This window comes from Mesorhizobium sp. 131-2-1, assembly GCF_016756535.1.
Classification (GTDB): Bacteria; Pseudomonadota; Alphaproteobacteria; order Rhizobiales; family Rhizobiaceae; genus Mesorhizobium.
Map to the genome: position 1 here is coordinate 1,304,121 of NZ_AP023247.1, position 25,689 is coordinate 1,329,809.

28 protein-coding genes are annotated in these 25,689 nt (G+C 64.7%); 11 read left to right on the forward strand and 17 right to left on the reverse strand.

Annotation, left to right across the window (positions count from 1 at the left end):
• Positions 1–26 precede the first annotated feature (26 nt).
• Both JG743_RS06345 and JG743_RS06350 read right to left on the reverse strand, forming a co-directional pair.
• A complete protein-coding gene (locus tag JG743_RS06345; RefSeq protein ID WP_202298966.1) occupies positions 27–335 on the reverse strand; it encodes a DUF1244 domain-containing protein in 309 nt (102 codons plus the stop codon).
• 32 nt (positions 336–367) lie between these two features.
• Complete coding sequence (locus JG743_RS06350) at positions 368–1,165, reverse strand: N-formylglutamate amidohydrolase (protein WP_202298967.1); 798 nt, start codon at positions 1,163–1,165, stop codon at positions 368–370.
• Between the two features lie 215 nt (positions 1,166–1,380).
• On the opposite strand from JG743_RS06350, the gene JG743_RS06355 reads away from it, so the two are divergent.
• Positions 1,381–1,905, forward strand: a complete 525-nt coding sequence (locus tag JG743_RS06355; RefSeq protein ID WP_446720886.1) for a DUF1036 domain-containing protein — start codon at positions 1,381–1,383, stop codon at positions 1,903–1,905.
• A complete protein-coding gene (gene pyk / locus JG743_RS06360; protein WP_202298969.1) occupies positions 1,902–3,338 on the forward strand; it encodes a pyruvate kinase in 1,437 nt (478 codons plus the stop codon). Before JG743_RS06355 ends, pyk begins: the two co-directional genes overlap by 4 nt.
• Positions 3,339–3,355: 17 nt before the next feature.
• Here pyk and JG743_RS06365 read toward each other — a convergent pair whose 3' ends face one another.
• The 3 genes from JG743_RS06365 to ykgO all read right to left on the reverse strand — a co-directional run bounded on the left by JG743_RS06365 (position 3,356) and on the right by ykgO (position 5,473).
• Positions 3,356–4,417, reverse strand: a complete 1,062-nt coding sequence (locus JG743_RS06365; protein ID WP_202298970.1) for an alpha/beta fold hydrolase — start codon at positions 4,415–4,417, stop codon at positions 3,356–3,358.
• A gap of 166 nt (positions 4,418–4,583) precedes the next feature.
• Positions 4,584–5,180, reverse strand: coding sequence for a tetratricopeptide repeat protein (locus tag JG743_RS06370; protein WP_202298971.1), 597 nt, complete (start codon positions 5,178–5,180; stop codon positions 4,584–4,586).
• 167 nt (positions 5,181–5,347) lie between these two features.
• The gene (ykgO, locus tag JG743_RS06375; protein WP_125004464.1) at positions 5,348–5,473 is read right to left on the reverse strand and encodes a type B 50S ribosomal protein L36; all 126 of its coding nucleotides are present in this window, start codon (positions 5,471–5,473) and stop codon (positions 5,348–5,350) included.
• A gap of 244 nt (positions 5,474–5,717) precedes the next feature.
• On the opposite strand from ykgO, the gene JG743_RS06380 reads away from it, so the two are divergent.
• The gene (locus tag JG743_RS06380; RefSeq protein ID WP_202298972.1) at positions 5,718–6,140 is read left to right on the forward strand and encodes a lysozyme inhibitor LprI family protein; all 423 of its coding nucleotides are present in this window, start codon (positions 5,718–5,720) and stop codon (positions 6,138–6,140) included.
• A 36-nt stretch (positions 6,141–6,176) separates the two neighbouring features.
• Here JG743_RS06380 and JG743_RS06385 read toward each other — a convergent pair whose 3' ends face one another.
• The 8 genes from JG743_RS06385 to JG743_RS06420 all read right to left on the reverse strand — a co-directional run bounded on the left by JG743_RS06385 (position 6,177) and on the right by JG743_RS06420 (position 12,654).
• A complete protein-coding gene (locus JG743_RS06385) occupies positions 6,177–7,253 on the reverse strand; it encodes a 5-(carboxyamino)imidazole ribonucleotide synthase (RefSeq protein WP_202298973.1) in 1,077 nt (358 codons plus the stop codon).
• A complete protein-coding gene (purE, locus tag JG743_RS06390) occupies positions 7,250–7,747 on the reverse strand; it encodes a 5-(carboxyamino)imidazole ribonucleotide mutase (RefSeq protein ID WP_202298974.1) in 498 nt (165 codons plus the stop codon). The genes JG743_RS06385 and purE overlap by 4 nt, the downstream gene beginning before the upstream one ends.
• Positions 7,748–7,841: 94 nt before the next feature.
• A complete protein-coding gene (locus JG743_RS06395) occupies positions 7,842–9,017 on the reverse strand; it encodes an aminotransferase class V-fold PLP-dependent enzyme (RefSeq protein WP_244673175.1) in 1,176 nt (391 codons plus the stop codon).
• A gap of 42 nt (positions 9,018–9,059) precedes the next feature.
• Positions 9,060–9,518 (reverse strand): RidA family protein, encoded by a 459-nt coding sequence (locus JG743_RS06400; protein ID WP_202298976.1) that lies wholly within the window; start codon positions 9,516–9,518, stop codon positions 9,060–9,062.
• A gap of 35 nt (positions 9,519–9,553) precedes the next feature.
• Positions 9,554–10,348 (reverse strand): amino acid ABC transporter ATP-binding protein, encoded by a 795-nt coding sequence (locus JG743_RS06405; RefSeq protein ID WP_202298977.1) that lies wholly within the window; start codon positions 10,346–10,348, stop codon positions 9,554–9,556.
• A gap of 4 nt (positions 10,349–10,352) precedes the next feature.
• Positions 10,353–11,003 carry an amino acid ABC transporter permease gene (locus tag JG743_RS06410; protein ID WP_202298978.1) on the reverse strand — a complete coding sequence of 217 codons (651 nt, stop codon included), beginning with the start codon at positions 11,001–11,003 and terminating at the stop codon, positions 10,353–10,355.
• A 1-nt stretch (position 11,004) separates the two neighbouring features.
• On the reverse strand, positions 11,005–11,670 hold the full coding sequence (locus JG743_RS06415) for an amino acid ABC transporter permease (protein WP_202298979.1): 666 nt from the start codon (positions 11,668–11,670) through the stop codon (positions 11,005–11,007).
• Positions 11,671–11,772: 102 nt separating this feature from the next.
• Positions 11,773–12,654 carry a transporter substrate-binding domain-containing protein gene (locus JG743_RS06420; protein ID WP_202298980.1) on the reverse strand — a complete coding sequence of 294 codons (882 nt, stop codon included), beginning with the start codon at positions 12,652–12,654 and terminating at the stop codon, positions 11,773–11,775.
• 113 nt (positions 12,655–12,767) lie between these two features.
• On the opposite strand from JG743_RS06420, the gene JG743_RS06425 reads away from it, so the two are divergent.
• Complete coding sequence (locus JG743_RS06425; RefSeq protein ID WP_202298981.1) at positions 12,768–13,559, forward strand: IclR family transcriptional regulator; 792 nt, start codon at positions 12,768–12,770, stop codon at positions 13,557–13,559.
• A gap of 27 nt (positions 13,560–13,586) precedes the next feature.
• Here JG743_RS06425 and JG743_RS06430 read toward each other — a convergent pair whose 3' ends face one another.
• Positions 13,587–13,790, reverse strand: coding sequence for a YdcH family protein (locus tag JG743_RS06430; RefSeq protein WP_202298982.1), 204 nt, complete (start codon positions 13,788–13,790; stop codon positions 13,587–13,589).
• Positions 13,791–14,030: 240 nt separating this feature from the next.
• Here JG743_RS06430 and JG743_RS06435 point away from each other — a divergent pair, with 240 nt between their 5' ends.
• From JG743_RS06435 to JG743_RS06445, 3 genes are all read left to right on the forward strand, one after another.
• Positions 14,031–14,210: a YdcH family protein gene (locus JG743_RS06435; RefSeq protein WP_126057934.1), complete on the forward strand. Its 180-nt coding sequence runs from the start codon at positions 14,031–14,033 to the stop codon at positions 14,208–14,210.
• Positions 14,211–14,548: 338 nt separating this feature from the next.
• A complete protein-coding gene (ispG, locus tag JG743_RS06440) occupies positions 14,549–15,799 on the forward strand; it encodes a flavodoxin-dependent (E)-4-hydroxy-3-methylbut-2-enyl-diphosphate synthase (protein WP_202298983.1) in 1,251 nt (416 codons plus the stop codon).
• A gap of 5 nt (positions 15,800–15,804) precedes the next feature.
• Positions 15,805–16,659, forward strand: coding sequence for a lytic transglycosylase domain-containing protein (locus JG743_RS06445; protein ID WP_202298984.1), 855 nt, complete (start codon positions 15,805–15,807; stop codon positions 16,657–16,659).
• Between the two features lie 245 nt (positions 16,660–16,904).
• On the opposite strand, the gene JG743_RS06450 is transcribed toward JG743_RS06445, so the two are convergent.
• Together JG743_RS06450 and JG743_RS06455 are read right to left on the reverse strand one after the other, a co-directional pair.
• The gene (locus JG743_RS06450) at positions 16,905–19,241 is read right to left on the reverse strand and encodes a response regulator (protein WP_202298985.1); all 2,337 of its coding nucleotides are present in this window, start codon (positions 19,239–19,241) and stop codon (positions 16,905–16,907) included.
• Between the two features lie 126 nt (positions 19,242–19,367).
• Complete coding sequence (locus JG743_RS06455; RefSeq protein WP_202298986.1) at positions 19,368–19,952, reverse strand: TetR/AcrR family transcriptional regulator; 585 nt, start codon at positions 19,950–19,952, stop codon at positions 19,368–19,370.
• Positions 19,953–20,059: 107 nt separating this feature from the next.
• Between JG743_RS06455 and JG743_RS06460 the strand changes: the two genes are divergently transcribed.
• The gene (locus JG743_RS06460) at positions 20,060–20,875 is read left to right on the forward strand and encodes an oxidoreductase (protein WP_202298987.1); all 816 of its coding nucleotides are present in this window, start codon (positions 20,060–20,062) and stop codon (positions 20,873–20,875) included.
• A gap of 62 nt (positions 20,876–20,937) precedes the next feature.
• Positions 20,938–21,939: an NADP-dependent oxidoreductase gene (locus tag JG743_RS06465; protein WP_202298988.1), complete on the forward strand. Its 1,002-nt coding sequence runs from the start codon at positions 20,938–20,940 to the stop codon at positions 21,937–21,939.
• Positions 21,940–22,120: 181 nt separating this feature from the next.
• On the opposite strand, the gene JG743_RS06470 is transcribed toward JG743_RS06465, so the two are convergent.
• Positions 22,121–23,101: a helix-turn-helix transcriptional regulator gene (locus tag JG743_RS06470; RefSeq protein ID WP_202298989.1), complete on the reverse strand. Its 981-nt coding sequence runs from the start codon at positions 23,099–23,101 to the stop codon at positions 22,121–22,123.
• A gap of 235 nt (positions 23,102–23,336) precedes the next feature.
• Here JG743_RS06470 and JG743_RS06475 point away from each other — a divergent pair, with 235 nt between their 5' ends.
• Both JG743_RS06475 and JG743_RS06480 read left to right on the forward strand, forming a co-directional pair.
• Positions 23,337–24,902 carry a DUF1720 domain-containing protein gene (locus JG743_RS06475; RefSeq protein WP_202298990.1) on the forward strand — a complete coding sequence of 522 codons (1,566 nt, stop codon included), beginning with the start codon at positions 23,337–23,339 and terminating at the stop codon, positions 24,900–24,902.
• Positions 24,903–25,036: 134 nt separating this feature from the next.
• On the forward strand, positions 25,037–25,675 hold the full coding sequence (locus JG743_RS06480) for a hypothetical protein (protein WP_244673071.1): 639 nt from the start codon (positions 25,037–25,039) through the stop codon (positions 25,673–25,675).
• The last annotated feature ends 14 nt before the right edge of the window (positions 25,676–25,689 follow it).

A 25,689-nucleotide genomic window follows, 5' to 3' on the forward strand; every position in this document is an offset into this window, starting at 1 on the left:
CGAAGGCGCGAAGGCGATCGGCATCACTAATGATCCTTCGGCCGCCTTGCCTCGAACTCGGCCTTCTTGGCGTCGGAGGCCTCGGTCTGGTTGAGCGCCTGCCATTCGGCATAGGGCATGCCGTAGATGATCTCGCGCGACTCGTCCTTCGAGAGTTGGACACCCTCGGCTTCCGCCGCCTCGCGATACCAGTTCGACAGGCAGTTGCGGCAGAAGCCGGCGAGGTTCATCAGGTCGATGTTCTGTACATCGCCGCGCCCGCGCAGGTGATCGACCAGCCGGCGGAAGGCGGCGGCCTCGAAATCGCGCTTCTGCTGGTCGCTGAGCTCGGTCATGTCATGCGCTCCCTCGGCCTTTCTCGGGCCTGTCACACCGGCCCGGTGCGCGAGCCGAACATCTTCACCTGGTGTATATCGGGACGGCGGTCGATCGCGTCAACGATCGGCGCCAGCCGCTCGGCCCAGGCGAGAGCGCCGGTCCGTTCGGCGATCAGGTCCTGACGGATTTCGATCAGCGCATGGGCGAAGCCGTTGACGATGGCGTGCCGGAACATGGTGTCGCCGCGCAGCGCCCCGTCATAAGGCTCGTTGTCGCCAACGACGAGGTCCTTGTCGGCGGCCAGCATGTCCACCAGCGGCCGCGCCACGCGATCGTCAAGGTCCCACAAGATGCCGACATGCCAGGGCCGCCGGATGCCTTGCATGACCGGCGTGAAGGAGTGGACGGAGAATATGAAGGGCGCCTTGCCGGACGCGTCGGCCACCGAGGCGATCATGGCGCCGACGGCGTCGTGATAGGGCCGGTAGAAGCGGTCGAGCCGCCGCTCGCGCTCTTCCTCGGCAATGGGGTAGTTTCCCGGCACGATGGTGCCGTCATAGAGCTGGCGGATCAGCGTCGGGTCGTCCTCGCCGCGATTGGGATCGATCAGCAGCCGCGAGAAGTTGGCCAGCACCGCCGGCACGCCGAGCGTCGCCGCCAGCTCGCGCGTCACCGTCTCGACGCCGATGTCATAGGCGATGTGGCGGTCGAACTCGCTCGCCGGCAGGCCGAGGCTGCCGTACTCTTCCGGCAGAGCCCGGCGGGCATGATCGCCAAGCAGAACGATGCCTCGCTTGCGGTCGCCTTCGACGATATCGAACGGCGCGAAAACTGTGGATCGGGTCATCGGCTGAAAATGGTCTGGTCGCTGGCTTTTGGGGAGGATGCTATCGTCATTCCACGAAGAGGACGCTGGCGCAATGCCGTTGTTTGGCCACGGTTTCTGCGAAAAATCCGACGCATGGCGACTAGTTGCGCCAGGGGCCTTTCTAAATCGATTGGAATTGAACAAAACGGCGCGTTGACATGCGCCCGGAGTTTGCCGAAAAGGGGCGTCGAGAGATGCAGATGTCGTTCTTTAGGGGTTTCAGGATGGGTTCCGCCGGCAGGCCGCGCAAGCGCCATGCCTTCGCCATGCCGCTCCTGATAGCCACCGTCGGCCTCGTCGCGATGGTCGCGGCGTCGCCCGCCCGGGCTGACTTCCGCGTCTGCAACGCCACGCAGAACCTGGTCGGCGTCGGCATCGGCTATCGTGCCAAGGCCGGCTGGATCACCGAGGGCTGGTGGCACATCGAAGGGTCGAGCTGCAAGACGCTGATCGAGGGTCCGCTGTCATCAAGGTTTTACTATCTTTATGCAGAAGACGCCGAGCGCGGCGGACGCTGGGATGGCCCGATCAACATGTGCGTGGCCGAAAAAGAGTTCAAGATCGCCGGCGTAACCGATTGCGTCGCCCGGGGCTTCCAACGCGCCGGATTCCAAGAATATGACACGGGCGAGCAGGCAAGCTGGATGGTCCAGCTGACCGACGAGCCCGCAACGGGAGGCGCTCCAGCCGCCCCCGCCCCGGGAACAAACAGTCAATGAGACGCAACCGCAAGGTCAAGATACTCGCCACCATCGGTCCGGCTTCCTCCTCCGAGGAGATGCTGAGAAAGCTTTTCGAAGGCGGCGCCGATGTCTTCCGCATCAATATGAGCCACACCGACCACGATCTGATGCGCACGCTGGTCGGGCGCATCCGCGCAGTCGAGGAAGCGGTCGGCCGGCCGATCGGCATTCTCGCCGACCTGCAGGGTCCGAAGCTGCGCGTCGGCAAGTTCGCCAACGGCAAGGAGACGCTCAGCGTCGGCCAGACCTTCACGCTCGACAACAATCCGGAGCCCGGCACGTCGAGCCGGGTCTATCTGCCGCATCCAGAAATCCTGAGCTCGGTCGAGGCCGGACACCGTCTTTTGATCGACGACGGCAAGCTGGAGCTGAAGGCGGTGAAGAGCGATGGCAAGTCGATCACCTGCACGGTCGTCGCCGGCACCACGATTTCAGACAAGAAGGGCGTCAGCCTGCCCGACACCGACCTGCCGGTCGGTGCGCTGACCGAGAAGGACCGCGCCGATCTCGACGCGGTTCTGGCTGCCAGCGTCGACTGGGTGGCGCTGTCCTTCGTGCAGCGGCCGGAAGATCTCGCCGAAGCACGCAAGATCGCGCGCGGCCGGGCGCTGATCATGGCCAAGATCGAGAAGCCGCAAGCGGTCGCCCGCTTGCCCGAAATCATCGAACTGTCGGATGCGCTGATGGTCGCGCGCGGCGATCTCGGCGTCGAGATGCCGCTGGAGGCGGTGCCCGGCATCCAGAAGCAGATCACGCGCGCCGCGCGCCGCGCCGGCAAACCGGTGGTGGTCGCCACCCAGATGCTGGAATCGATGATCACCGCACCCGTGCCGACCCGCGCCGAGGTCTCGGACGTGTCGATCGCCGTGTTCGAGGGTGCCGACGCGATCATGCTCTCGGCCGAATCCGCGGCCGGCGCCTATCCAGTCGAGGCCGTGGCGATGATGGACCGCATCGCCACCAAGGTCGAAGCCGATCCGACCTATGCCGGCATCATCAACGCGCAGCGCTCGGAACCTGAAGCGACGGGCGCGGATGCCATTTCGCTCGCCGCGCGCGAAATCGCCGAGACGCTGAAACTGTCGGCGATCGTAACCTACACGGCCTCCGGCACGACCGGACTGCGCGCGGCGCGCGAACGGCCGCAAGTGCCGATCGTGGCGCTGTCGCCGATCCTCAACACGGCGCGGCGGCTGTCGCTGCTGTGGGGCACGCATTGCGTGGTGTCGCCCGATGCCATCGACCTCGACGACATGGTCGACCGCGCCTGCCGCATCGCGATCGACGAGGGGTTTGCCAAGCCGGGCGACCGCGTCATTATCACGGCGGGTGTGCCGCTCAGGACGCCGGGCTCGACCAACATGCTGCGTATCGCCTATGTCGGGTCGGAAACGCAGGCCAGCCGATAGACCTGATACGGCCTGCCTCAGGTGGGCGCCAGTTCGGCTTCCGGCACCTTGAGATCGGGACATGCGTCGGCGCCTTGCGCGTCGCCAACGATACGCGCTTCCACGGCCTTTGCCATCGCCTGCAGGTCGATGGCCTTGCCGGCGGTCTTCTCGATGGCGCCGACGACCAGGTCCGCAGCAATCCAGTCGGGCTTGTGGCCGAGATTGTGCACCCAGACCAGCTCAGCGCCGGGGATATCGCGCGCAAGGCCGATCGAATGGATGGTCGCGTAGACGACCTTGTCGCGATCGCCGGAAATGATCACGGTCGGCACCTTGATGTCGCGGTAATGCGGCGAGGCATCGAGCGCGTAGCTGTAGAGCCCCGCGACATCGGCGGCGTTGGCGCGAAAGGCGCCGGGCCGCAGAACCAGGGGGATCGAGGCGGCGGCGACATAGCCGTCCGGCACCTTGTTGGGGGCGAAGACGCAGGCCGTGGCGGCATCGATGCGCAGCGCTCCCGCCGGATAGGCCAGCGTCTCGGAAAACAGCGGACCGATCAGGGGCATGGCTGTCAGATTGTAGTACCAGGCGGTCGCGCCACCTGGCCAGGGATGGCTGGCCGGTGACAGGAAGACGAGGCCCTGCGTCTTGTCCGGATGCTTGCGGGCAAAGGCGGTGGCGACCGCGCCGCCGAAGGAATGGCCAACGATGATCGCCTTCTTCATGCCAAGGCGATCCATCAGCGCGGCGATGGTGTCGGCCTGCGCGGGCAAGGTCTCGTTGTCGCCGCGTCCGGACCAGCCGAATCCGGGCCGGTCCAGGAACAGCATCTCGGCACGGCCTTCGAGCAGCGGCCTCAGCGGCAGCATCTGATCCTTGAGATTGGCGCTGGCGCCGTGGAGGAACACGATTGGCGGCAGCTCCGGATTGGCCGGTGCCGGGACGTGGACATAGTGGATGCGGGCATCGCCGATGTCGGCGAAGTCGCCAACCGGCAGATTGCGGCGCTCGACCAGCCAGACACCGGCGCGGGTGACGCCGGCAAAGGCGACGAGGAGCGCCATCAGGAGGGCGAACGCGGCGTAGATCAGGTTCATGATGGGGAATACGGAATGGAGCGGAAATAGTTCTGGAGCAGGGCAGTAGGGCAGTAGGGCAGTAGGGCAGTAGGGCAGTAGGGCAGTAGGGCAGTAGGGCAGTAGGGAGAGCCATTCCAGGCACTTCACATACTGCCTCACTGCCCTACTGCCTTATTCCCCTAGTTCAAATGCCTTCGCCGGCAAGCTCTTCCGACAGCGTCGAGACCTGGTCCTGGGCGCTGCGCATCATCGGATAGATGGCGAGCACCTTCTGCCATGCTTCGAGGGCCGACTGCTTGTGGCCGGTCTCGGCCATGATCTGCGCCAGGCCGGACAGCGCGCCGAAATGGCGCGGCTCGATGTGCAGCGTGTGGTCGATGTCCGACATCGACTTGCCGTAGTTCTTCATCATGAAATGCACCGTGGCGCGGCGGTTCCAGCCTTCGGCATAGGCCGGCTGCAATGTCACCACCTGGTCGAGGAAATCGAGCGCGACGTCGTATTTCTGGTTTTCCATCGCCTTTTGCGACCATTGCATCATCAGGTCGACCGAGGCGCTGCCGGACTGGGCCCATTCGCCCCAGATACGGCCGGCGATGCGTTCGGCGGCCTTTTCGTTGCGCTCGCGCTTGAGGTCGGCGAACAGCTGGTCGAGGCGGGCCTGCTTGGTCGTGGCGGCGGGGGGCGCGACCGGATCATCCGCCCAGGCCGGCAAGATAGCGGCCGGCAGGACAGCGCCGGACAGGCAAAGGGTCGCGAGAAAAGCAAAACGAATCCGCATCGCCGGAATTTAGTCCCGGTCAGCGGATCGTCAAAGTGATTTTAGCGTGAAGGGGCCGGCAAGCCGGCGGCAATCATCGACCGCGCGGCGTGGTCTCTTTGTGCATGTCGTTGTCCCAAAACCGCCTTAGCACTTTTGGGCGACATGCACTATGCCGCGCGCGTGACTCAGCCCTGGCGCGCCTTGTAGCGCGGAGCGGTCTTGTTGATGATGTAGACGCGGCCTTTGCGACGAACCAGCCGGTTGTCGCGGTGACGCGCCTTCAGTGCCTTGAGCGAATTCTTGATCTTCATGGTCTTGCCTGTTCGGTCAGGGCCCGCTCCCGGGCCGAATTTTAAAGGCGCGCCCGAAAAAGCGCGCCTTTGAACTTGCGTGGCTCATAAACGAGGAGCCTTGCCCGTGTCAACCGCAAGCATGCTTTATGACCGGCGCAAATGCCTGGCAATCAAATATTCGCCATCTCCGCCCCGTGGCATTGCGCGACCGGGATCGGGCTGGAATGGTGCCGTCGCCCCGCAAGATGATTTGGAGACGCCTATGCGCCTGATGTTTCTGTCCGCCTGTCTTGCCGTGCTGGCGGCTGCTCCGGCCGCAAGGGCGCAGGAATGCGACCGCAACGACGACAGCCAGCAGATGATGAACATCTGCGCCGATGCCGACTATCAGGCGGCCGATGCCAGGCTCAACAAGACCTACAAGGATCTTGTCGGGGAGGATGACGAGAAGACCAACAAATTGCTGCAGGCGGCGCAGCGCGCCTGGATCTCGTTCCGCGACGCCGAATGCGCCTATTCGACCGCCGACAGCGAGGGCGGTTCGATCCATCCGTTGGAGGTCTCGCAGTGCCTGACGGAGCTGACGAATGAGCGCGTCAAGCAGCTCACGTCCGGCCGCAATTGCCAGGAAGGCGATGCAAGCTGCTCCAGCCCGGACGAGGATGAAGATCAGGATATGCAGTAAACCGGCCGTTGTGGGCAACCGGCTTCCAGATCATGGTCAGCTTCGGCGGCTGATCCGGGTGAAATGGCCCATCTTACGGCCGTGACGCGACTCGGCCTTGCCGTAGAGATGCAGCATCAGGTCGGGCTCGGCGAGCAGGGCGGGAACCCGTTTGATGTCGTCGCCGATCAGGTTTTCCATGACGCAGTCCGAGTGGCGGCCGGGCGTGCCCAGCGGCAGGCCGGCGACGGCACGGATATGCTGCTCGAATTGCGAGACCGTCGCGGCGGCTTCCGTCCAGTGGCCGGAATTGTGGACACGCGGCGCCATCTCGTTGGCGAGCAGCGAGCCGTCGGCAAGCACGAAGAACTCGACGCCGATGACGCCGACATAATCGAGTGCCGCCAGTATCTTTGCCGCCGCAGCCTGCGCCGCCGCCGCTGTTTGATGGCTGATCCCAGCCGGAAGGGTCGAGCTGTGCAGGATGCCGCCGCGATGGACATTCTCGGCCGGATCGTAGGCGGCGACGCTCCCGTCAAGACCACGCGCGGCGATCACCGAGATCTCGCGCTCGAAGGCGACGAAGGATTCGAGGATCAGCGGCACGTTGCCCATCGCCTCGCAGGTGCCGGAAAAGCCACCGGTGTCCATGTTGCGGAAGACGCGCTGGCCCTTGCCGTCATAGCCCAGGCGCCGCGTCTTCAGGATACCGCTGCCGCCGAATTCCTTGAGCGCCGCCGTCAGTTCGGCGTCATTATCGATCGGGCGGAACTCGGCCGTGGGAATGCCGATGCCGTTGAGGAACTGCTTCTCGGCCAGCCGGTCCTGCGCCACTTCGAGCGCACGCGCCGGCGGATAGACCGGCACCTTGGCGGCCAGCGTGCTGGCGGCGGCCACCGGAACATTCTCGAATTCGTAGGTGACGACGGCGCTGGCCGCGGCGAGCTCGGCGAGGGCCGCGGCATCGTCATAGGCGGCCGTTATCTGGCGGTTGGCGACCTGGGCGGCCGGGCAATCGGCCTGCGGCTCCAGCACCACAGTGCGGTAACCGAGGCGGGCCGCGGCCATCGCCAGCATGCGGCCGAGCTGGCCGCCGCCGATGATGCCGATGGTCGATCCCGCTGGCAGGCTCATGGCGCGTCCGTCGGCTCGGCGGCGACCTTGGCGGTCTGCGCGGCGCGCCAGGCATCCAGCCGAGCCGCCAGCCGGTCGTCGTTCAGCGCCAGCACGGCAGCGGCAAGAAGGGCGGCGTTGGCGGCCCCCGCCTTGCCGATGGCCAGCGTGCCGACCGGGATGCCGGCCGGCATCTGGACGATGGACAACAGCGAATCCTGGCCGGACAGCGCCTTCGATTCCACCGGCACGCCGAAGACCGGAAGCGGCGTCATCGCCGCCGTCATGCCGGGCAGGTGCGCGGCACCGCCGGCGCCGGCGATGATGACCTTGTAGCCGGCCGCCTTGGCGCCCTTGGCGAAATCATAGAGCCGGTCGGGGGTGCGGTGGGCCGAGACGATCAGCCTCTTGTGCGGGATGCCCAGCGCCTCAAGCGTTTCGGCGGCATGGCGCATCGTTGCCCAGTCGGACTGGCTGCCCATTATGATGGCGACGTCGGCGCGGTGATCGTTCAAGCGCTTGCTCCCCGGCGGCAAAGGCGCGCCTTAGCGGAATTCGCCAATTGCCGCAAGGATTGTCGCGGCCTTAGCGGGTCGCAGCTATGGGAGCCTAGTCAGGCCAGCGCAGGGCGCCGGCCGAGTCCTTGCGGGCGAATTTCATCGCATCCGCGGGGCGCTCCTTCGCGGTCAGCACGGCGCGCAGGCGCTCGGCGACGATCTCGGCCTCGCCGGGATGGAGATTGCACGGATCGAGGAAGAAGTGGCCGCGCTCGACCTCGTGGTTGCGCACGATGATCGGCGGCGAGCCAGCGGCCAGCGCCGAGGCGAGGCCGGCGGCGCTGAAGCGGCTTTCCGGCGCGACGAATATCTGCAAGCGGTCGAGCGGATTGGCTGTCGGGTCGGGAATGATGCGCGCCGCGATGCCGGGCAGGCCCTGCAGCGCGTCCTTCCACAGGTGGAGCGCCGCTTCCTCGCGCCTGCGGATGCCGACATGGTCGCGCTTCTCCCAGGCTTCCAGCGCGGCCATCGTGCCGGCGATGCTCTCCTTGCCGACCTTCATGGCGCGGGCGACGCCGCGGTTCTGCAGATAGGCCCTGCGCACCAGATCCTTGCGGCCGGTGACGATGCCGCTGGTCGGGCCGCTCAGGAATTTGTGGCCGCTGTAGACGACGATGTCGGCACCGCGCGCCAGGAAGCTGCGCAGATCGTATTCGGAGGCGGCGTCGACGATCACCGGCACGCCCTTGGCGTGGCAGATCTCGCAGAACTCCTCCAGCGATAGCATGCCGTATTGCACGGTGTGGTGCGCAACGACGTAGAGTGCCGCCGCCGTGCGCTCGTTGATCGCCTCGCGCACGTGATAGTCCTGCGTGACGCTGACGGTGCCGGCGGGCACGACCCTGGCGCCGGCGACGCGGATCGACTGGTCGATCGGCGCGCCGTAATTGACGATATGGCCCAGCTGGATGACGACCTCCGACTTGAGGCCTTCGGTATCATCGGGCAGGCGCTCGATCGCCAGCAGATTGGTGCCTGTCATCGCGCCGGCGATCGCCATGGTGATGCCGCTGGCGCAGCAGGCGGTGATGAAGCCGGCCTCGCCGCCCGTGAGCCGCGCGATGACCGTGCTGGCAGCGCGCTGCAGGTCGTCCATCTCCACCCATTGCGAGGCGATCTCCGCCATCGCCGCGATCGCCTCGGGCACGATGATCGAGGCGCCGAGCGTCGTCATCGTGCCTGAAACGTTGATGATCGGGCGCAGGCCGAGACGTTCGCGGATTGTCATGTTGGAGATCGTCATCTCTGGAAACTCCATTTCGGAAAGACGTCAGGCGATTTCGACAACCGCCTCGATTTCGACCGTGATGTTGCCCGGCAGCGAGCCGACGCCGATGGCCGAGCGGGCGTGCCCGCCGATCCTATCAAAGACGTTGGCGAAAAGATCGGAGCAGCCGTTGACCACTTTCGGGTGGTCGCTGAAGGTCGGCGTGGCGTTGACGAAGCCGAGCAGCTTGACGACGCGCACGATGCGGCCGAGGTCGCCCGCGGCCGCATGCATGACGGCGAGCAAGTTGAGGCCGGTGAGGCGGGCATGCTCGTAGGCCTCCTCGACCGTCACATCCTCGCCCACCTTGCCGGTGCACAGCGTGCCGTCGGCGCGCAATGGCCCCTGGCCGGAGAGGAAGATCAGCCGGCCGCTCTCGGCATGGGTGACGAAGTTGGCGATGGGCGTCGGCGGCTCGGGCAGTTTCAGGCCGAGTTCGGCGAGCCGGATATAAGGCGTCATCAAATGCTCCTTGCGACAGCTTGCGCTGCCCGATGTCAGAACTGCGAGGCGCGGAAGCGCGCCAGGAAGCTGCGGAGGCGCTCGTTGGAGGTTTCCGCCGCCAGGATCTCCTTCGGCGGGCCGACGGCGCTGACCCCGCCATCGGCCATGAAGACGATGCGGCTGGAGGCGTCGCGGGCGAAGGCCATCTCATGCGTCACCATCAGCATGGTCATGCCGTCCTCGGCGAGGCTGCGCACCACGGCCAGCACTTCGCCGACCAGCTCCGGATCGAGCGCCGAGGTGATTTCGTCGAGAAGCAGGATCTTCGGCTCCATCGCCACGGCGCGCGCAATGCCGACGCGCTGCTGCTGGCCGCCGGAAAGCTCGGCCGGCAAGCTGTCGGCCTTGTGGGCGAGGCCGACGCGGCCGAGCCAGTGCTCGGCGATCGAGCGCGCCTCGGCCTCGCTCTTCTTCCGCACCTTGGTGAGGCCGAGCATGATGTTGCCGGCCGCCGTCAGATGCGGGAACAGGTTGAAGCCCTGGAACACCATGCCGGTCTCGGCGCGCATGGCGGCGAGATCGCGCTCGCCGCGGCGCTGGCGCGTTCCGGCCTCGCGGTAGCCAACCTCCTTGCCGTCGATACGGATCGAGCCGCTGTCGTAGCTTTCGAGGAAGTTGACGCAGCGCAGCAGCGTGGTCTTGCCGCTGCCGGACGGGCCGATGACCGTCACCACCTCGCCGCGTGTCACCTCAAGGCTGACGGAGCGCAGCACGGCGACGGAACCGAAGGCCTTGGAGACATCGCGGACTTCGAGCAGCGCGGGACTGGCGTTCGAGGCGTCGGACATCATGCTATTCCCTAATGAAGGAGAAGCGCCGTTCCAGCCGCCGGCTGGCGAGCGAAAGGGCGTAGTTGACCGCGAAATAGACCAGCGCGCCGAGGATATAGAGCGGCATCGCTTCATAGGTGCGGCCGATGACCTGGTTGATAGCCTGCATCAGGTCGGTGATGCCGAGCAGCGAGACCAGCGCGCTGCCCTTGACCGCGTCGGTGACGCCATTGATCCAGGGTGGCAGGAAGCGCCTGAAAGCCTGCGGAAAGATGACGTAGGTCAGCCGCTGACGGAAGGTCAGCCCGATCGCCATTGCCGCTTCGGACTGGCCCTTGGGGATGGAGGCGACGGCGCCGCGCAGATATTCGACGACCTGCGCCGTCTTGAACAGGGTCAGCGCCAGCACCGCGGCCCAGAAGGACTGCAAATGAAGCCCGATCGCGGGCAGGCCGTAGTAGACGAAGAACATCAGCACCAGGATCGGGATGCCGCGAATGGTGTCGCTGAAGATGCGCACCGCCCAGCGCAGCGGGACGGGGCCATAGACCAGGCCGACACCGAGCGCGACGCCGGCGATGAGCGAAAACACGACGACCAGCAGCGACACCCACAGGGTCACGGCGAAGCCTTCTGCGAGGAACGGCACGGCGTAGAGGATCTGGCTCAGCATGTCAGCGCGCCGCCCTGAACCGGCGTTCGACCAGCCGCAGCGCGAACAGCAGCGCATAGCCGGTCACCAGATACATTGCGGTCGTCACCAGATAGACCTCGACGATGCGGAAGGTGTTGAAGTTGATCCACTGGGCGCCGTAGGTGAGCTCGGGCACCGAGATAACGGAAGCGATCGAGGTGTCCTTGAACAGCGAGATGAAGGTGTTGGACAGCGCCGGCAGGGTGATGCGCAGCATCGTCGGCAGGCGCACGTGGAGCAGCCGCTGCCATGGGGTCAGGCCGATGGCCTTGCCGGCATCGAGCTGGCCACGCGGGACGGCTTCGAGGCCGGAACGGAAGACCTCGACCAGGTAGGCGCCGCTATAGACCGATAGTGTCAGGACAAACGAGGTCGGCGCGCTGTAGGCGAGGTCGATCACCGTCGGCAGGCCGTAGAAGACCAGATAGACGAGCAGGATCAGCGGCACGTTGCGGATGAACTCGACATAGCCGGCGATGATCGCCCGCACGACGCGGCCGGCCGAGACATACCAGACCGCCAGCACCAGGCCGATGACGACGCCGATGGCGATCGAGATCACGGCAAGCTCGAGACTGAGCAGTAGCCCGCCCCACAGCTTGTCGAAATGGCGCCAGATCAGGTTGAAATTGAGCGCGTAGCCCATGCGCTATGTCTCTCACGCCGGTGCCCAAAATTGCGCTTTGGGCAACATGCATTGTCGAGGAAAGAGGCGGAAGGGCATTTGCCGCCCCTCCGCCGGCTGATGTCAGATGACCGGAAAACCGGGATGGCGCGCGGGCGGCTCCAACCCGAAATAGTCCTTGAACGCGGCGTCGTAGAGCGCCGTTTCATGACCGAACATTGCGGTCGCGAAGGTCGTGTTGACGAACGCCAGCCAGTCGGGATCGCCTTGCCGCAGTGCGGCGCCGTAAAGCATCGAGAACCAGCTCTTGCCGGCATCGAAGTATTTGTCGGGATTGCGCGAGGCGAGCCAGCGGACCGTCGAGAGATCGACGGCGGCCGCGTCGACGCGCTTCGATTCCAGCGCCTGCAGCACGTTGGCCTGGGTATCGATCTGCATCACCTGTGACTGCGGCAGGACGAGGTGCACATTCTGCTCGGCATCGACGTTCTGCAGGATGGATATGCGTGTTGCCGAACCGCCGGCGAGCAGCTTGTCGAATGTCTTGTTTTCGGCCGAAGGCAGCGTCAGCAGGGCGACGCCTTCGACATAGTAGGGCCGCGAGAAGTTGATCAGCTGCGAGCGCTGGGCCGTCATGGTCATGAATTGGATGGTGATGTCCACCTTGTTGGTGGTCACGTTCGGAATGCGCTGCGCCGGGTCCTGCATGACGAACTCGACCTTGGTCGGGTCGTCGAACAGGCCCTTGGCCAGGATCCGGCCCATGGTGATGTCCATGCCGACCAGTTCGCCGGCATCGTTCTCGAAATGCCAGGGCGCATTGGTGCTGCCGGTGCCGACGATCAGCTTGCCGCGATCGAGCACGGTGCGCAGCAAGCTCTCCGGCGCTGCCTGCGCGGCCGCCTTCTTCGCGTCGACCGTCGCCGCCACGCTCATCACGCCAGCCGTTGCCAGTCCAGCCATTCCCAGTTTCAGAAATTCACGCCTTTTGGATGTGTCGTTCACGGCGACCTCCTTTCGTGTTGTGTTCCCCTTGAGATCCAATGTCTTTTCAGATTGTCTCTTACAAAAGACAGTTGTATCTTGTACAAGACAGATACTAACACCGGGAATCAGCAATGCAAGACGGCAATGGCGTCATGGATCGGCAGGGTGCGAGCGAGGACAAGGTTTCCCGCGAGAAGGGCCTCAACCGGGTGCTGGAGATTCTGGAGTACCTGCACAGAACGCAGCGCGCGATCGGCATCGGCGATCTAGCCAAAGGGCTGAACGCGCCGCGTTCGACCACCTATACGCTGGTGCGTTCGCTGGTGGACGCAGGACTTCTGGAAATGGCCGGCGACGGCAACCGGGTCTATTTCGGCAAAAAGCTCTACCTCTATGGAATGGACTATGTGCGCGGCAACGACCTCTTGAGAAGGGGCCGCCAGGAAGTCGACAACCTGTCGCGCGAGACGGGCGAGACCTCCGAATTGTGCATGCTGCAAAGCGGCCGCTACACCATCGTCCATTCCAGTCCCGGCACGAGGCCGTTCCGCATCAGCTCGGCCACCGGCCTGCAGATACCGCTGCCGTGGACGGCATCGGGGCGTCTGCTTCTGGCCCGGTTCGAAAGAGCCGATATCGAGGGCATGATATCCGAGGACGATCTGGTGCTGCCGGACGGACGCAGGTTGCGGCTCGACGATTTCATTGCCGATATCGCGACCGCCGGGCTGGCTGGCTATTGCATCACCTCAGGACTTGTCGATGCCTATACCAAGTGCCTGGCCGCGCCCGTGTTCTCGGCGGCAGGCAAGGTCGAGGCGACGATGTGCCTGGTGGTTCCAATCGACACGTCCGATGAAAAGACCGGCGGGCTGCTTGCCCTGCTGCGCCAGCGCGCGGCGCGGCTATCGATGCCGGGATGAACCGTCCGAACCGCGTCAGGCCTTCCTTCAGGCGATGATGTCGGGGATTATACGATCTTCCAGCGCCATCAGCCTGTCCTTGAGGAACAGCTTCTTCTTCTTCATGCGCTGGATCTGCAGGGGATCGCAGCCGGTGGCGATCATCGCGTTGATGGCGGCGTCGAAATCGGCGTGTTCCTGCTTCAGGCGGGAATATTCGAGGCGGATGTCAGCCTGTTCCTGTTCGGACATTCGTTACCGTCTGCACGTCTGCGGCGCCCAAGAGATGGGCCTGATGGGCGGGACCGGTGGAGTTTGACAACCGGCGCGCCGCTCTTATCACATTTCACATTGTCGTGGAATGCTACCACTGGGTATTCGACATCGGGATTGGTTGGTGGCAAAGTGTCATGGTGCTGTCACAGATGCGGACTGGCGGTGGGCGCACTTTGGCGGCTGCAATCGAGGAAACCATGAAAGGGAGAACCAATCATGTCTCTTGCATCCCATCTTGATGAGTTGCAGCGGAAACACGGTGATATCGAGCGCGAGCTCACCGATGCGATGAACCATCCGTCGGTCGACGACCTCGAAATCGTGAATCTCAAGCGGCGCAAGCTGGCAATCAAGGACGAGATTGAAAAACTGAAGGCGAAGCCGACGACGCACTGACGCTCCTCTAGCGAAGCCGCGCCACCTTCGGCGCGCAATCATCTTTCCGGTGGCAGTCCTGTCACCGGAGATGTTTCCTTTTTTTGAATCCGATGGCTGTTTGCGGCCGTTTGTGGCGCCGGGAGGCGCCGACTGGCCGGATTCGCTTGCGGCAACCCCCATTCATCCCGGCGGAGTCGGATCGGCCCGGCGGTGCGATCGCTGCGCTGCAGCGGTCCATCGCCGTCCGCCTGCTTGCGGCCTTTCGTCCGCCCGTTGCCATTGACAAGCCATCTTTGCTCCTCCACCTCATGCTCGGACCCTTGAGCATGCAATGCTCTGAACAAAAGGCGGCCGGCATGACCGGATATTTTTCTTCTCCCTTCCCGCGCCGGACATCGGTCGGCGTTTCCGTCGGTGGCGTGGTCGTCGGCGGCGGCGCGCCGGTCGTCGTGCAGTCGATGACCAACACCGACACCGCCGATGTCGACCAGACGGTCGCCCAGGTCGCGGCGCTGCACCGCGCCGGTTCCGAGATCGTGCGCATCACCGTCGACCGTGACGAGAGCGCGGCGGCCGTGCCCGCCATCCGCGACCGGCTGGCGCGACTCGGCGTCCACGTGCCGCTGGTCGGCGATTTCCATTATATCGGCCACAAGCTGCTTGCCGATCATCCGGCCTGCGCCGAGGCGCTGGCGAAATACCGTATCAATCCCGGCAATGTCGGCTTCAAGGACAAGAAGGACCGCCAGTTCGCCGCGATCGTCGAGATGGCGATCAAGTATGACAAGCCGGTGCGCATCGGCGTCAACTGGGGCTCGCTCGACCAGGAGCTGCTGACGCGGCTGATGGACGAGAACCAGGCGCAAGGCTTTCCGCTCACCGCGCAGGAGGTCACCCGCGAGGCGATCGTGCAGTCGGCGATCCTGTCGGCCGAAATGGCCGAGGAGATCGGCCTTGGCCGCGACAAGATCATCCTGTCGGCCAAGGTCAGCGGCGTGCAGGACCTGATCGCCGTCTACGCCGAGCTTGCCACCCGCTCCAACCATGCGCTGCATCTCGGCCTCACCGAGGCCGGCATGGGCACGAAGGGCATCGTCGCCTCGTCTGCCGCCATGGGCATCCTGCTGCAGCAAGGCATCGGCGACACGATCCGCATCTCGCTGACGCCGGAGCCGAACGGCGACCGCACGCGCGAGGTGCAGGTGTCGCAGGAACTGCTGCAGACCATGGGCTTCCGCCAGTTCGTGCCGATCGTGGCGGCCTGCCCCGGCTGCGGCCGCACCACCTCGACGGTGTTCCAGGAACTCGCCCAGAACATCCAGGCGGATCTGCGCAAGAACATGCCGGTTTGGCGCGAGAAATATCCGGGCGTGGAAAACCTCAAGGTCGCGGTGATGGGCTGTATCGTCAACGGTCCCGGCGAATCCAAGCATGCCGATATCGGCATTTCGCTGCCCGGCACCGGCGAGACGCCGACGGCGCCGGTGTTCGTCGACGGGAAAAAGGCGGCGACCTTGCGCGGTCCTTCGATCGCCCAGGATTTCGAGAAGATGGTCGCCGACTATATCGAGCAGCGATACGGCCGCGGCAAAGCCGCCGCGGAGTAGATCCGATGCGGCGTTTCCTCAGGGCGACGCTGATCCTGTTGTGCGGATTGGGCTGGGCCGCAACGGCACAGGCCGTTCCGCCGCCGTCCGCCAAGCAGCGGCTGATCGACAAGGTCTGCAATCTGATCGAGGCGCATGCCGTCGGGAACGGCCTGCCCAAAGATTTCTTCGCCCGGCTGATCTGGAAGGAGAGCCGGTTCGATCCCAATGCGGTGAGTCCCGTCGGCGCCGAAGGCATTGCCCAGTTCATGCCGGGCACGGCAAAGATGCGGGGATTGGCCAATCCTTTCGACATCGAGCAGGCGATTCCCGCCTCGGCGAAATACCTCGCCGAAATGAAGGTCAGCTACGGCAATCTCGGCCTGGCCGCCGCCGCCTACAATGCCGGCGAGAACCGCGTGTCGCGCTGGCTCGGCTCCGGCGGCTTCCTGCCGATGGAGACCGAGAGCTATGTGTTCGACGTGATGGGCGAGCCGGTCGACAAGTTTGCGGACGCATCCTATGCCGGCAAGATCGAACCGCTCGATACCAAGGCAAGCTTCGCCGCCGCCTGCCGCAAGCTGCCGGTGATCATGTCGCAAACGGTTGCCATGGCCTCGATCAACGTCAAGCCCTGGGGCGTGCAGGTGGCCGGCAATTTCCGCCGCAGCGCCGCCGTCGGGCAGTGGCTGAGGGTGAGGAGCCGCTTCCCGACGCTGCTTTCCAACCACGATCCGGTGGTCAGCCGGGTGCGCACGCCGATCGGCCGGCGCGGTATCTACGCAGTCCGCATCGGCGCCGACAGCCGGGTCGAGGCCGACGGCATCTGCGGCAAGCTGCACAGCGTCGGCGGCGCCTGTATCGTTGTGCGCAACCGGTAAGTCGCTAGCAAAGGGCTCTCTGGAGACGCTGGCGGGACAGCGCCCCCCTCTGTCCTGCCGGACATCTCCCCCACTTGGGGGGAGATTGGCCGTCACCTCCGCTTTCGCCAATCGCCACCGCTGCAGGAATGAGCCAGGCGCCGGAACTGCCGATCTCCCCCCTCGTGGGGGAGATGCCCGGTAGGGCAGAGGGGGGCGCGAAGGAACTCAACAGCGGTCGTTGCGACGAGTTCCTCAACGCCCCCTCAAGCCGTCTTCACCGCCACCGTCTCGCTAAGCCAGGTGCCGATCTTGCTGCCGAGGCGGTCGGGCGAGATCGGCTTCGGCAGATAATCGTCCATGCCGGCCTCGATGCATTTTTCGCGGTCGCCCTTCAGCGCGTGGGCGGTGACGCCGATGATCGGCGTGTGGCTGCCGCTCTGGCGTTCGATCTGGCGAATGGCGCCGGTGGCTTCGTAGCCGTTCATCTCCGGCATGGAGACATCCATCAGGATCAGCCTGGGCCGCAGCGCCTTGTACATCTCGACCGCCGTGCGGCCGTTGCCGGCGATGCGGTAGCTGAGGCCGAGCCCATTGAGGATCTGGCCGAAGACGAGCTGGTTCACGTCATTGTCCTCGGCGATCAGGATGTCGATCGGGCCGTTCGACGCGGCCGCCGGTTCCGGCGCGGCGGGCGCCGGCATGGCCGGACCGCGAATGACGGTGAAAGCCGGCGCGGGCGCTGCTTTTGGCGCGACCGCCTCGCGAACGAAGTGTGCCTTGCCAACCTGGGAGCGGGCCTTCTGGATGACCGAGATGACGGTGCCGAGCAGGACGGCCGAGCGTGCCGGCTTGGTCAGATGGGCGGCGATGCCGAAATCGATGACCATCTTGCCGAAATCGACCTGGTCGACCGAGGTCAGGATGACTACCGGAATGGCCGACATGCGGCTGTCGGCGGCAATGGCCTTGGCAACGTCAGCGCCGCTCATGCCCGGCATCTGGTAGTCGAGGATGATACAGTCGACAGCGGCGCCGAGCTGGCTGGCGCGGTCGAGGAAGGCAAGGCCGACGGCGCCGCTTTCGGCGGCGGCGCAGTCGAAGCTCCAGCTCCGCAACTGTTCCAGAAGGATCTCGCGGTTGACGGGGTTGTCGTCGATGACAAGCACGCGCGCACCGGTGACGTCGACAGGCACGATCTCGTCACGCGCGTCCTGGCTGTGTGCCGGCAGCGGCACGGCGAACCAGAAGACCGAGCCGCGGCCGATCTCGCTCTCGACGCCGATCTTGCCGCCCATCAGATCGACGAGGCGGGCAGCGATCGCCAGGCCAAGGCCGGTGCCCTCATGGCGGCGCGTCGAGGAGCCGTCGACCTGCGCGAATTTCTCGAACACGCTCTGCAGCTTCTCGGCCGGAATGCCGATTCCGGTATCCTCGACACGAACCTTGAGCTGGACGACGCCGTCCATCACCTCGCCGCCGACATCGACCAGCACGTGGCCCTTCTCGGTGAATTTCACAGCGTTGCCGACCAGGTTGGTGACGATCTGCCTGAAGCGCCCGGCATCGCCGACGACGAAGGACGGCAGCCGCGGATCGACACGGACGATGAGCTCGATGTTCTTTTCGGCGACGCGTGCCGACACCAGCGTTGCCACGTCCTCGACCGCCTCGGTCAGACGGAAGGGCGCGGGGTCGAGCATCATCTGGCCGGCGTTGATCTTGGAGAAGTCGAGGATGTCATTGATGATGGTGAGCAAGGCATTGCCGGACTTCACGATGACGTCGGTGAAGGTCTTCTGGCGCGTCGTCAATTCGGTCTTGGCCAGAAGCTCGGCCATGCCGAGCACGCCGTTCATCGGCGTGCGGATCTCATGGCTCATATTGGCCAGGAATTCGGACTTGGCGCGGTCGGCGGCCTCGGCCTTGAACAGCGATGCCGCGGTCTCGGCAAAGGCGCGGCGGATCGCGGTCTCCATCGGCCGGAAGACCCAGAGAGCGACGATGGCAAGCACCGCGAACAACAAGCCGCTTGCCCACAGAAGCAGCCTGTCGCCGGCCGCGTCGGCCAGATGACGCTCATTGTCCATGGCGGTGCGGACGCGGACCAGCATTGGCTGCGCAAATAGGTCGTTCTGGTTGCGGATCTCGCGGTAGCTCCATTCGTCGACCTTCCGCGCCACCGACATCAGGTTGAAGTTGCGCACCATGTCGCGCGCCGACCAGAACAGGTCGCCGTTCACGGACGCCGAATCGAGCTCGTTGAGGCTGTTCTTCGACAGGCGCGGCCTCAGCTCGGCGAGCCTGGCGGTGAGGGTCTCGATCTCGCCGGAAAGCCGTTCCGAATGGCCGCGCGCCGACGCCACCAGGCCATCGCGCGTCTCGGCGCGCCAGGTCGTGCCGGTCGTCTCGGCGAAATTGGTGGCGTTGCGCAGGTCGCGGCCGAAGATGACCAGATTGCCGCTCAGCGCGTCGATGTCATGACGAAAGGAGTTGACGCGGTTCAGCGCGAACATGACCGCTGTGGAAGCCAGCGCGAAGATCAGCAAACCAGACAGATAACGAACCCGGATCGACCGGATGAAGGAAGAATATTCCGGCATGCGCAACCCCAACACATACGCACAATTTTAATGTTCGGGATTACGCTTGATTTACATTAAAATTTCGTTCGCGCGGGCGGTCGCTTATCCGATGGGCGACAGCTTTGCGGTACGACAATCGAACCTCTAGCTTGCCTTTTCATCCTCGAGCGGCTGGATCAGCGTGCGCGCCGCATCGGCCCCTGCCGCCAGGATGCGATCCGACAATTCCGTCCCCTCCACCGCGCGCGCCATCTGAAGCGTGCCAATGAGGGTGGCGAAGATGCCGAACGCAACGCCCTCCGGATCCCGGGTCCGCGGCAATTTCGCCGACACCTGGCGCAGCAGGGTCAGCAAGCGCTCGGTATAGAGCTGACGCGTTTCGGATGGCTCACGTGCGATTTCCGGCAACAGGGCGGCAGATGCGCAGCCCTTGCCGGGATTGTCCCGGTGCGCCGCCGACAGATAGGCGTCTATGGCCATTGTCAGGCCGCCTGCGGCCAATGCTTCCTGGATCTGCTCCGACTGATCCTCCAGAGCTGCCGCCACGGTCTCACGGACAAGCGCCGCCTTGGACTGGAAGTGGGGATAGAAGGCCCCGTTCGTCAGACCTGCGTCGCTCATGATTTTTGCCAGACCGGACGCGGCGATGCCGTCGCATCGAAAGCGTTCGGCGGCGACCTCCATGATCCGGCCACGCGATGCGTCCTTTCGGCCCTTTTCATAGCGCATGGTCACTCCTTCCAGAATCTCTATTGCATTATGATCATAATCTGATATTACAATCATAATCCAATCGTTGAAAACAAGCTAGAGCCTGTGAACCTGGAGCATCGAAAATGAAAGCGAATTCCGGAAAAACCGCGATCGTGACCGGAGCCTCGTCGGGCATTGGCCGCGCCAGCGCGGAGGCCTTGGCGCGGGCGGGTTTCACTGTCTTTGGGACAAGTCGCCGCCACGGAAGCGACGGCCCGGATGGGGTGACCATGCTGGCCTGCGACGTGACGGACGTTGGCTCGGTCGACGTGCTTGTTTCCACGGTGCTTTCGCAGACCGGCCGGATCGATCTCCTCGTCAACAATGCCGGTGTCGGCCTGCTTGGAGGTGCCGAGGAGTCCTCGGTCGCCCAGGTTCAGACCCTGTTCGACGTCAATCTGTTCGGCGTCATGCGGATGACCAATGCGGTGTTGCCGTCGATGCGGAGGCGTGGCGGAGGGCGCATCGTCAACATCGGCTCGATACTGGGCCTCGTCCCTGCGCCGTATTCAGCCCACTACTCGGCGGCCAAACACGCGCTCGAGGGCTATTCGGAGTCGCTCGATCACGAGGTTCGTGCCTTCAATGTACGCGTTTCGGTGATCGAGCCGGCATTCGTGCGTACCGTCTTCGACCAGAATGGGATCGAGCCGGATTCCGTCTTGAAGGAATACGATCTGGCTCGCGCCGGGGTCGGCGCGCTGCTTCGCGATGTGATGCCCAAAGCCGATCGGCCGGAAGTGGTGGCGGATGTGGTCGTCAAGGCCGCGACCGATGCCCGTCCGCGACGACGCTATACCGCTGGCAAGGCAGCGCGCCAGGTCAGCATGCTGCGCCGCTTCGCCCCCGCGGAGATGTTCGACAAGACCTTGCGCAAGCAGTTTCGCCTACCAGTCTGAACGACTGGCGGGCGCAGAGGCACGCACTTGCGACACCAATTCACTTTGAGAAAGTAGCTGCCATGAAGGCATTCGTTGTCGATAAGTATAACAAGAACGGCATCCTGCGGCTGGCCGACATGCCCGAGCCGCAGCTCGGGGACGGCGATGTCCTGGTCGAGATCCATGCCGCTGCGGTCAACCTTTTGGATTCCAAGGTCAGGACCGGAGAGTTCAAGCTCATCCTGCCCTATCGCCGGCCCTTCATCCTCGGCCACGACGTGGCCGGGAAAGTGATCCGCGTGGGGTCGAAAGTCCGCAAGTTCAAACTCGGCGACGATGTCTATGCGCGGCCGCGCGATGGCCGGATCGGGGCATTTGCCGAACTCATCGCCATGGACGAAGCTGACGTCGCCTTGAAGCCCAAGAACCTCAGCATGGAGGAAGCGGCCTCGATCCCCCTGGTTGGTCTCACCGCCTGGCAGACGCTCATTGAACGGGCAGGCCTGAAGAAGGGGCAGAAGATCTTCATTCAGGCCGGTTCGGGCGGCGTCGGGACATTCGCCATCCAGCTGGCAAAGCATCTCGGCGCGTCTGTTGCGACAACCGCGAGCGCAGCGAGCGCCGATCTGCTCAAGCGTCTCGGCGCCGATCTCGTCATCGACTACAGGAAAGATGACTTCGAGAAAGTTCTGTCTGGCTACGACGTCGTCTTGAACAGCCAGGACGCCAAGACGCTTGAAAAGTCCCTGGCTGTGCTAAAACCGGGTGGGAAGCTCATCTCCATCTCCGGTCCGCCGGATCCGGAATTTGCAAGGGAAAAGCGACTGAACCTGGCGCTGAGGATGCTACTGCGCTTGCTCAGTCGCAATATTCGGACCAAGGCCAGGCGCCGGGGCGTGGGGTTTTCGTTCCTTTTCATGTGGGCGCAGGGTGATCAGCTGAGCAAGATCACCTCCCTTATCGAGTCCGGAGCGATCCGCCCGGTTGTGGATCGGGTCTTTCCATTTGAGGCGACCAACGAGGCTCTGGCCTACGTCGAAACAGGACGCGCCAAGGGCAAGGTCGTCGTCAAGGTCAGATAGCGAGCCCATCTGTTTCGCGACGATCAGGCGGCTTCAAGCAAGGCAGTGCAACGTGGACAAATTCCGGAAACGGTTTCTGCATCTGGATTGGTTGGCGTCAGTTGTTGCGGGTCGCCACCAATCCCGCCGCACGGCGAGGCAGGATGGCGATCTGACGAATGGTAGCGTTCGACCCTCCAGGTCACTTCCCCTGGGCTCCCCAGCGGACTTCGCCAGGGGCTAGGCCATACTCGCGCCGGAACGCCCGGTTCAGCGCCGAGGCTTCGGGGAAGCCGCATTCGAGTGCGATCGACAGGATCGACCGGCCGGAATTGCGCGGATCCTCGAGCATGGCGCGAGCCTGCGCGACACGGGCCTGCCGCAGGACATCCGAGAAGCTCGTGCCTTCGCATGCGAACAGCCGCTGCAGATGCCGGGGCGTGACCTTCTGCCGTGCGGCGATCCATTCGAGGTTGAGGTTGGTGTTGCCCAGGTGGCCGGCGATCTCGGCCCTGACCATCTGCAGCCGGGCGGCTGCCACCGTGCCGAGTTCGGCCTGTTCCCGAAAATCGGCCGATGCGCCGATGACCAGGGCCATCATCTCCTGGAGATGCCGCGCGGCCAGCTGTTGCGCGGCCTCGCCTGCCAGCGGATCGGTTTCGAGCAACCCGCCATAGCTCCTGAGCAGCGACAGCATCGGCGTGCCCTGCCGGATAGCCATGACCGGCGCCGAGCCGAGTCGTGGCACCATCTGCGCGATTGCACGATGCGGCACGCGCAGCGCCCAGGTGCGGCTGGTCTCTTGAAGGACGATGCGCATCTCCCTTGCCTGCGAAAGCAGGATTGCGTCACCCGGCTGGACGTGCATGCCCTCGCGGCCTGGAACCTCGATGGTCATCGGGGCGTCAGGCATAGCCAGGATCAGATCGTCACTGCCATCCTTGACCAGTCGCGTGGTGCGCGTTGACGCGACGGCGGAGGAGAATGCGGTCCCCCAACCGGCGCCCGGAGCCAGGCGCAGCGCCGCCGCATACTGGATCGGTCTGTCCGCATCGAGCGGGCTTACCTCCATCTGCATCGTCTCGTTGAGATAATCGCGCATTGCCGAGACGCGATGATCGTCCGGCAGGTCCTCAGTCGAAATCTTGATTACGGGAGCAGGCTGAGCCGCTTGGGCTGTCATGGATCGATCCGAACTGTCGTTGGGCGACTATTGTGGCCCGACCGCCTTGCGTCAAGCCGTTGCCGCCCGTCTAGCGCATTGAAAGTGCAGCAATTTGAGCACATCCTAACGCGATGTCGGCAAGAGGTCGCCTGGTGCCAAGGTCGGAGTCGCCTGGCGTCAAGACGAACCGGCGCCGGCTGTGGTGTCCCTCGGTCCAGGCCGTTGTTGGCCTATGATTTCCGGGGGTACCTGAATGAAAGTTTCAAAGATCGAAAGCCTGCTCGCGCCGTCTATTGCGGTTCGCGACAGGCGGCCCGAAGCGACGGCGCTGGGTTTTCGCCTTCTGTCCTGCGTGTCCCTGGCGAGCCTGCTGCTCATCGGCCTCGGCGGCGCTTTGCCGATCTCCGAAGCCAGGGCGGATAACTGCGGATCGGGTACGGACAGCGGGCCTTCTTCGGTCGCTTGCGGCACTGGCAGCGTTGCGTCGGGCGTCTCCAGCACCGCGATCGGCAACGGCAGCCAGGCAACGGGCTATGCCAGCACCGCCACGGGCGCGGCCAGCCAGGCAACGGGCAATTACAGCACCGCTGCGGGTGCGGGCAGTCAGGCAACGGGCGAGGACAGTACCGCTATGGGCGTAAACAGCCAGGCGACGGGCTTCGCCAGCACCGCCACGGGCACGGCCAGCGACGCGACGGGCACCCACAGCACCGCCGCCGGTGCGGCCAGCCAAGCGACGGGCGAGAACAGTACCGCTACAGGCGCGTTCAGCAAAGCGATGGGCGAGAACAGCACCGCTACGGGCGCCGCCAGCCAGGCGACGGACGTCAATAGCACCGCCACAGGCACGGCCAGCCAGGCAACGGGCGAGAGCAGCACCGCTACGGGCGTAAACAGCCAGGCGACGGGCGTCAATAGCACTGCCACGGGCGTAAACAGCCAGGCAACGGGGGAGAACAGCACCGCTACGGGCGTAAACAGCCAAGCTACCGGCATAAGCAGCAGCGCCACCGGCACGAATAGCCTGGCAACGGGCTTTGACAGCACCGCCACGGGTATGAATAGCCAGGCGACGGGCTTTAATAGCACCGCCACGGGCGTGCTCAGCCAGGCAACGGGCGATGCCAGCACTGCCACGGGTATGAATAGCCAAGCAACGGGTGCCAATAGCACGGCCACTGGTGTGGAGAGCCGGGCGACGGGCTTTGCCAGCGCCGCCACGGGCGTGAGCAGCCATGCAACGGGCGATCACAGCACCGCAACGGGTGGAGGCAGTTCGGCAACGGCCGACAATGCCTCCGCCTTCGGCGCGGAAGCGAACGCCGGCCATGAAAACTCCACGGCGATCGGTGCGGGCGTGGCAACGACGCGGGCCGACCAGGTTGCCATCGGGACGGGCTCCAACACCTACACGCTGGCCGGCCTGCCGTCGGCGGCGAGCAACGCGGCGCAGATCGGCACCACCAACTTCGTCACCACAGACAGCTTCGGCAATCTCGGCACCTCCATGTACGGTCCGGACTCGATCGGCGCGCTCGACGGGCGGGTCAGCGCCCTCGAGGGCGCCGTCGGGAAATCGCAGCAGGAGGCGCGCCAGGGCATCGCGGCGGCCATGGCAATGACGACCGCCCCCATGCCGTCGGCGCCGGGGCGCACAAGCTGGGCGACCAATGTCGCGACGTTCAGGGGTGAATTTGCCGGCGGTGCTTCCTTCGCACATCGTTTCAATACAGATTTTCCGCTGGCCATCACGGGGGGCTACGCCTATGGCGGCGGCAGCAATCATGGCGCGCGGCTGGGCCTCCAGGGCGAGTTCTGATCCCTGATATTCCCCCCACGCGGGCCGCGCTCAAAGAAGCGGCCGACGAGCGTCGATGGTGCGCTCGTCCACGCTTGCGCACGAAGACGAACGATTTCGGCGACAGGAGGATATGACGATTGCAGCGGTCTTGCTTGAAAAGCTGGAAGAGCCGGAGCCATCCGATCGTTGCGGCTGCGTTCTGCGCCCTGGCCGTGATGTCGGCAACTGCCGCTTTCGGGCAGGCGCAGCGTGAACCGGCGGCCGCGCCGAAATCCTCCCGCGTGGCCGCCACGGGCGAAGCCGCCAGACCGCGACCCGCCGATATCGATCGGAATGGCGTTCTGATCCTCGTGAAATCGGTGATGCTGGCGCTCGACCAGGCCAACAAGACGGGAAATTACTCGGTCCTGCGCGATCTCGGCTCTCCCAGCTTTCAGGTGAACACGGCGGCGAGGCTGGCGGAAATCTTCGCGTGGCAGCGACAGCAAAGGCTGGATCTTGCCGGTCTCGTCGTGCTTGACCCTCAGCTCACCTTGCTGCCGCAGATCGAGCCCGGCGGCAAACTGCACCTGGCCGGCTTCTTCCCGTCGACGCCGATGCAGGTCAACTTCGAACTGCTCTACGAGCCCGTCAATCGCGAGTGGCGCGTTTTCGCGATTTCGGTCAGTCTTTCAGCCGGCGGACCAAAGGCTCCCGATTCGCCGACCGCCGAACCTCCGCAAGTCTCCCAAGAGCCACCCCGAGCACCGACCGTCGCTGTTCTTCCGGTAAATCCGAAAGCGGGCAAATAGGCGAGGGTCTCCGC

Coding starts and splice junctions, on each gene's coding strand:
- JG743_RS06465 (WP_202298988.1), top strand. CDS start 20,938: ATGAAGGCATTCGTTGTCGATAAGTATAACAAGAACGGCATCCTGCGG.
- JG743_RS06455 (WP_202298986.1), bottom strand. CDS start 19,952: ATGCGCTATGAAAAGGGCCGAAAGGACGCATCGCGTGGCCGGATCATG.
- JG743_RS06435 (WP_126057934.1), top strand. CDS start 14,031: ATGTCTCTTGCATCCCATCTTGATGAGTTGCAGCGGAAACACGGTGAT.
- JG743_RS06470 (WP_202298989.1), bottom strand. CDS start 23,101: ATGACAGCCCAAGCGGCTCAGCCTGCTCCCGTAATCAAGATTTCGACT.
- JG743_RS06460 (WP_202298987.1), top strand. CDS start 20,060: ATGAAAGCGAATTCCGGAAAAACCGCGATCGTGACCGGAGCCTCGTCG.
- JG743_RS06430 (WP_202298982.1), bottom strand. CDS start 13,790: ATGTCCGAACAGGAACAGGCTGACATCCGCCTCGAATATTCCCGCCTG.
- JG743_RS06370 (WP_202298971.1), bottom strand. CDS start 5,180: ATGCGGATTCGTTTTGCTTTTCTCGCGACCCTTTGCCTGTCCGGCGCT.
- JG743_RS06380 (WP_202298972.1), top strand. CDS start 5,718: ATGCGCCTGATGTTTCTGTCCGCCTGTCTTGCCGTGCTGGCGGCTGCT.
- JG743_RS06365 (WP_202298970.1), bottom strand. CDS start 4,417: ATGAACCTGATCTACGCCGCGTTCGCCCTCCTGATGGCGCTCCTCGTC.
- ispG (WP_202298983.1), top strand. CDS start 14,549: ATGACCGGATATTTTTCTTCTCCCTTCCCGCGCCGGACATCGGTCGGC.
- pyk (WP_202298969.1), top strand. CDS start 1,902: ATGAGACGCAACCGCAAGGTCAAGATACTCGCCACCATCGGTCCGGCT.
- JG743_RS06410 (WP_202298978.1), bottom strand. CDS start 11,003: ATGCTGAGCCAGATCCTCTACGCCGTGCCGTTCCTCGCAGAAGGCTTC.
- JG743_RS06415 (WP_202298979.1), bottom strand. CDS start 11,670: ATGGGCTACGCGCTCAATTTCAACCTGATCTGGCGCCATTTCGACAAG.
- JG743_RS06400 (WP_202298976.1), bottom strand. CDS start 9,518: ATGACGCCTTATATCCGGCTCGCCGAACTCGGCCTGAAACTGCCCGAG.
- JG743_RS06395 (WP_244673175.1), bottom strand. CDS start 9,017: ATGACAATCCGCGAACGTCTCGGCCTGCGCCCGATCATCAACGTTTCA.
- JG743_RS06475 (WP_202298990.1), top strand. CDS start 23,337: ATGAAAGTTTCAAAGATCGAAAGCCTGCTCGCGCCGTCTATTGCGGTT.
- JG743_RS06450 (WP_202298985.1), bottom strand. CDS start 19,241: ATGCCGGAATATTCTTCCTTCATCCGGTCGATCCGGGTTCGTTATCTG.
- JG743_RS06425 (WP_202298981.1), top strand. CDS start 12,768: ATGCAAGACGGCAATGGCGTCATGGATCGGCAGGGTGCGAGCGAGGAC.
- ykgO (WP_125004464.1), bottom strand. CDS start 5,473: ATGAAGATCAAGAATTCGCTCAAGGCACTGAAGGCGCGTCACCGCGAC.
- JG743_RS06350 (WP_202298967.1), bottom strand. CDS start 1,165: ATGACCCGATCCACAGTTTTCGCGCCGTTCGATATCGTCGAAGGCGAC.
- JG743_RS06405 (WP_202298977.1), bottom strand. CDS start 10,348: ATGTCCGACGCCTCGAACGCCAGTCCCGCGCTGCTCGAAGTCCGCGAT.
- JG743_RS06445 (WP_202298984.1), top strand. CDS start 15,805: ATGCGGCGTTTCCTCAGGGCGACGCTGATCCTGTTGTGCGGATTGGGC.
- JG743_RS06345 (WP_202298966.1), bottom strand. CDS start 335: ATGACCGAGCTCAGCGACCAGCAGAAGCGCGATTTCGAGGCCGCCGCC.
- JG743_RS06385 (WP_202298973.1), bottom strand. CDS start 7,253: ATGAGCCTGCCAGCGGGATCGACCATCGGCATCATCGGCGGCGGCCAG.
- JG743_RS06355 (WP_446720886.1), top strand. CDS start 1,381: ATGCAGATGTCGTTCTTTAGGGGTTTCAGGATGGGTTCCGCCGGCAGG.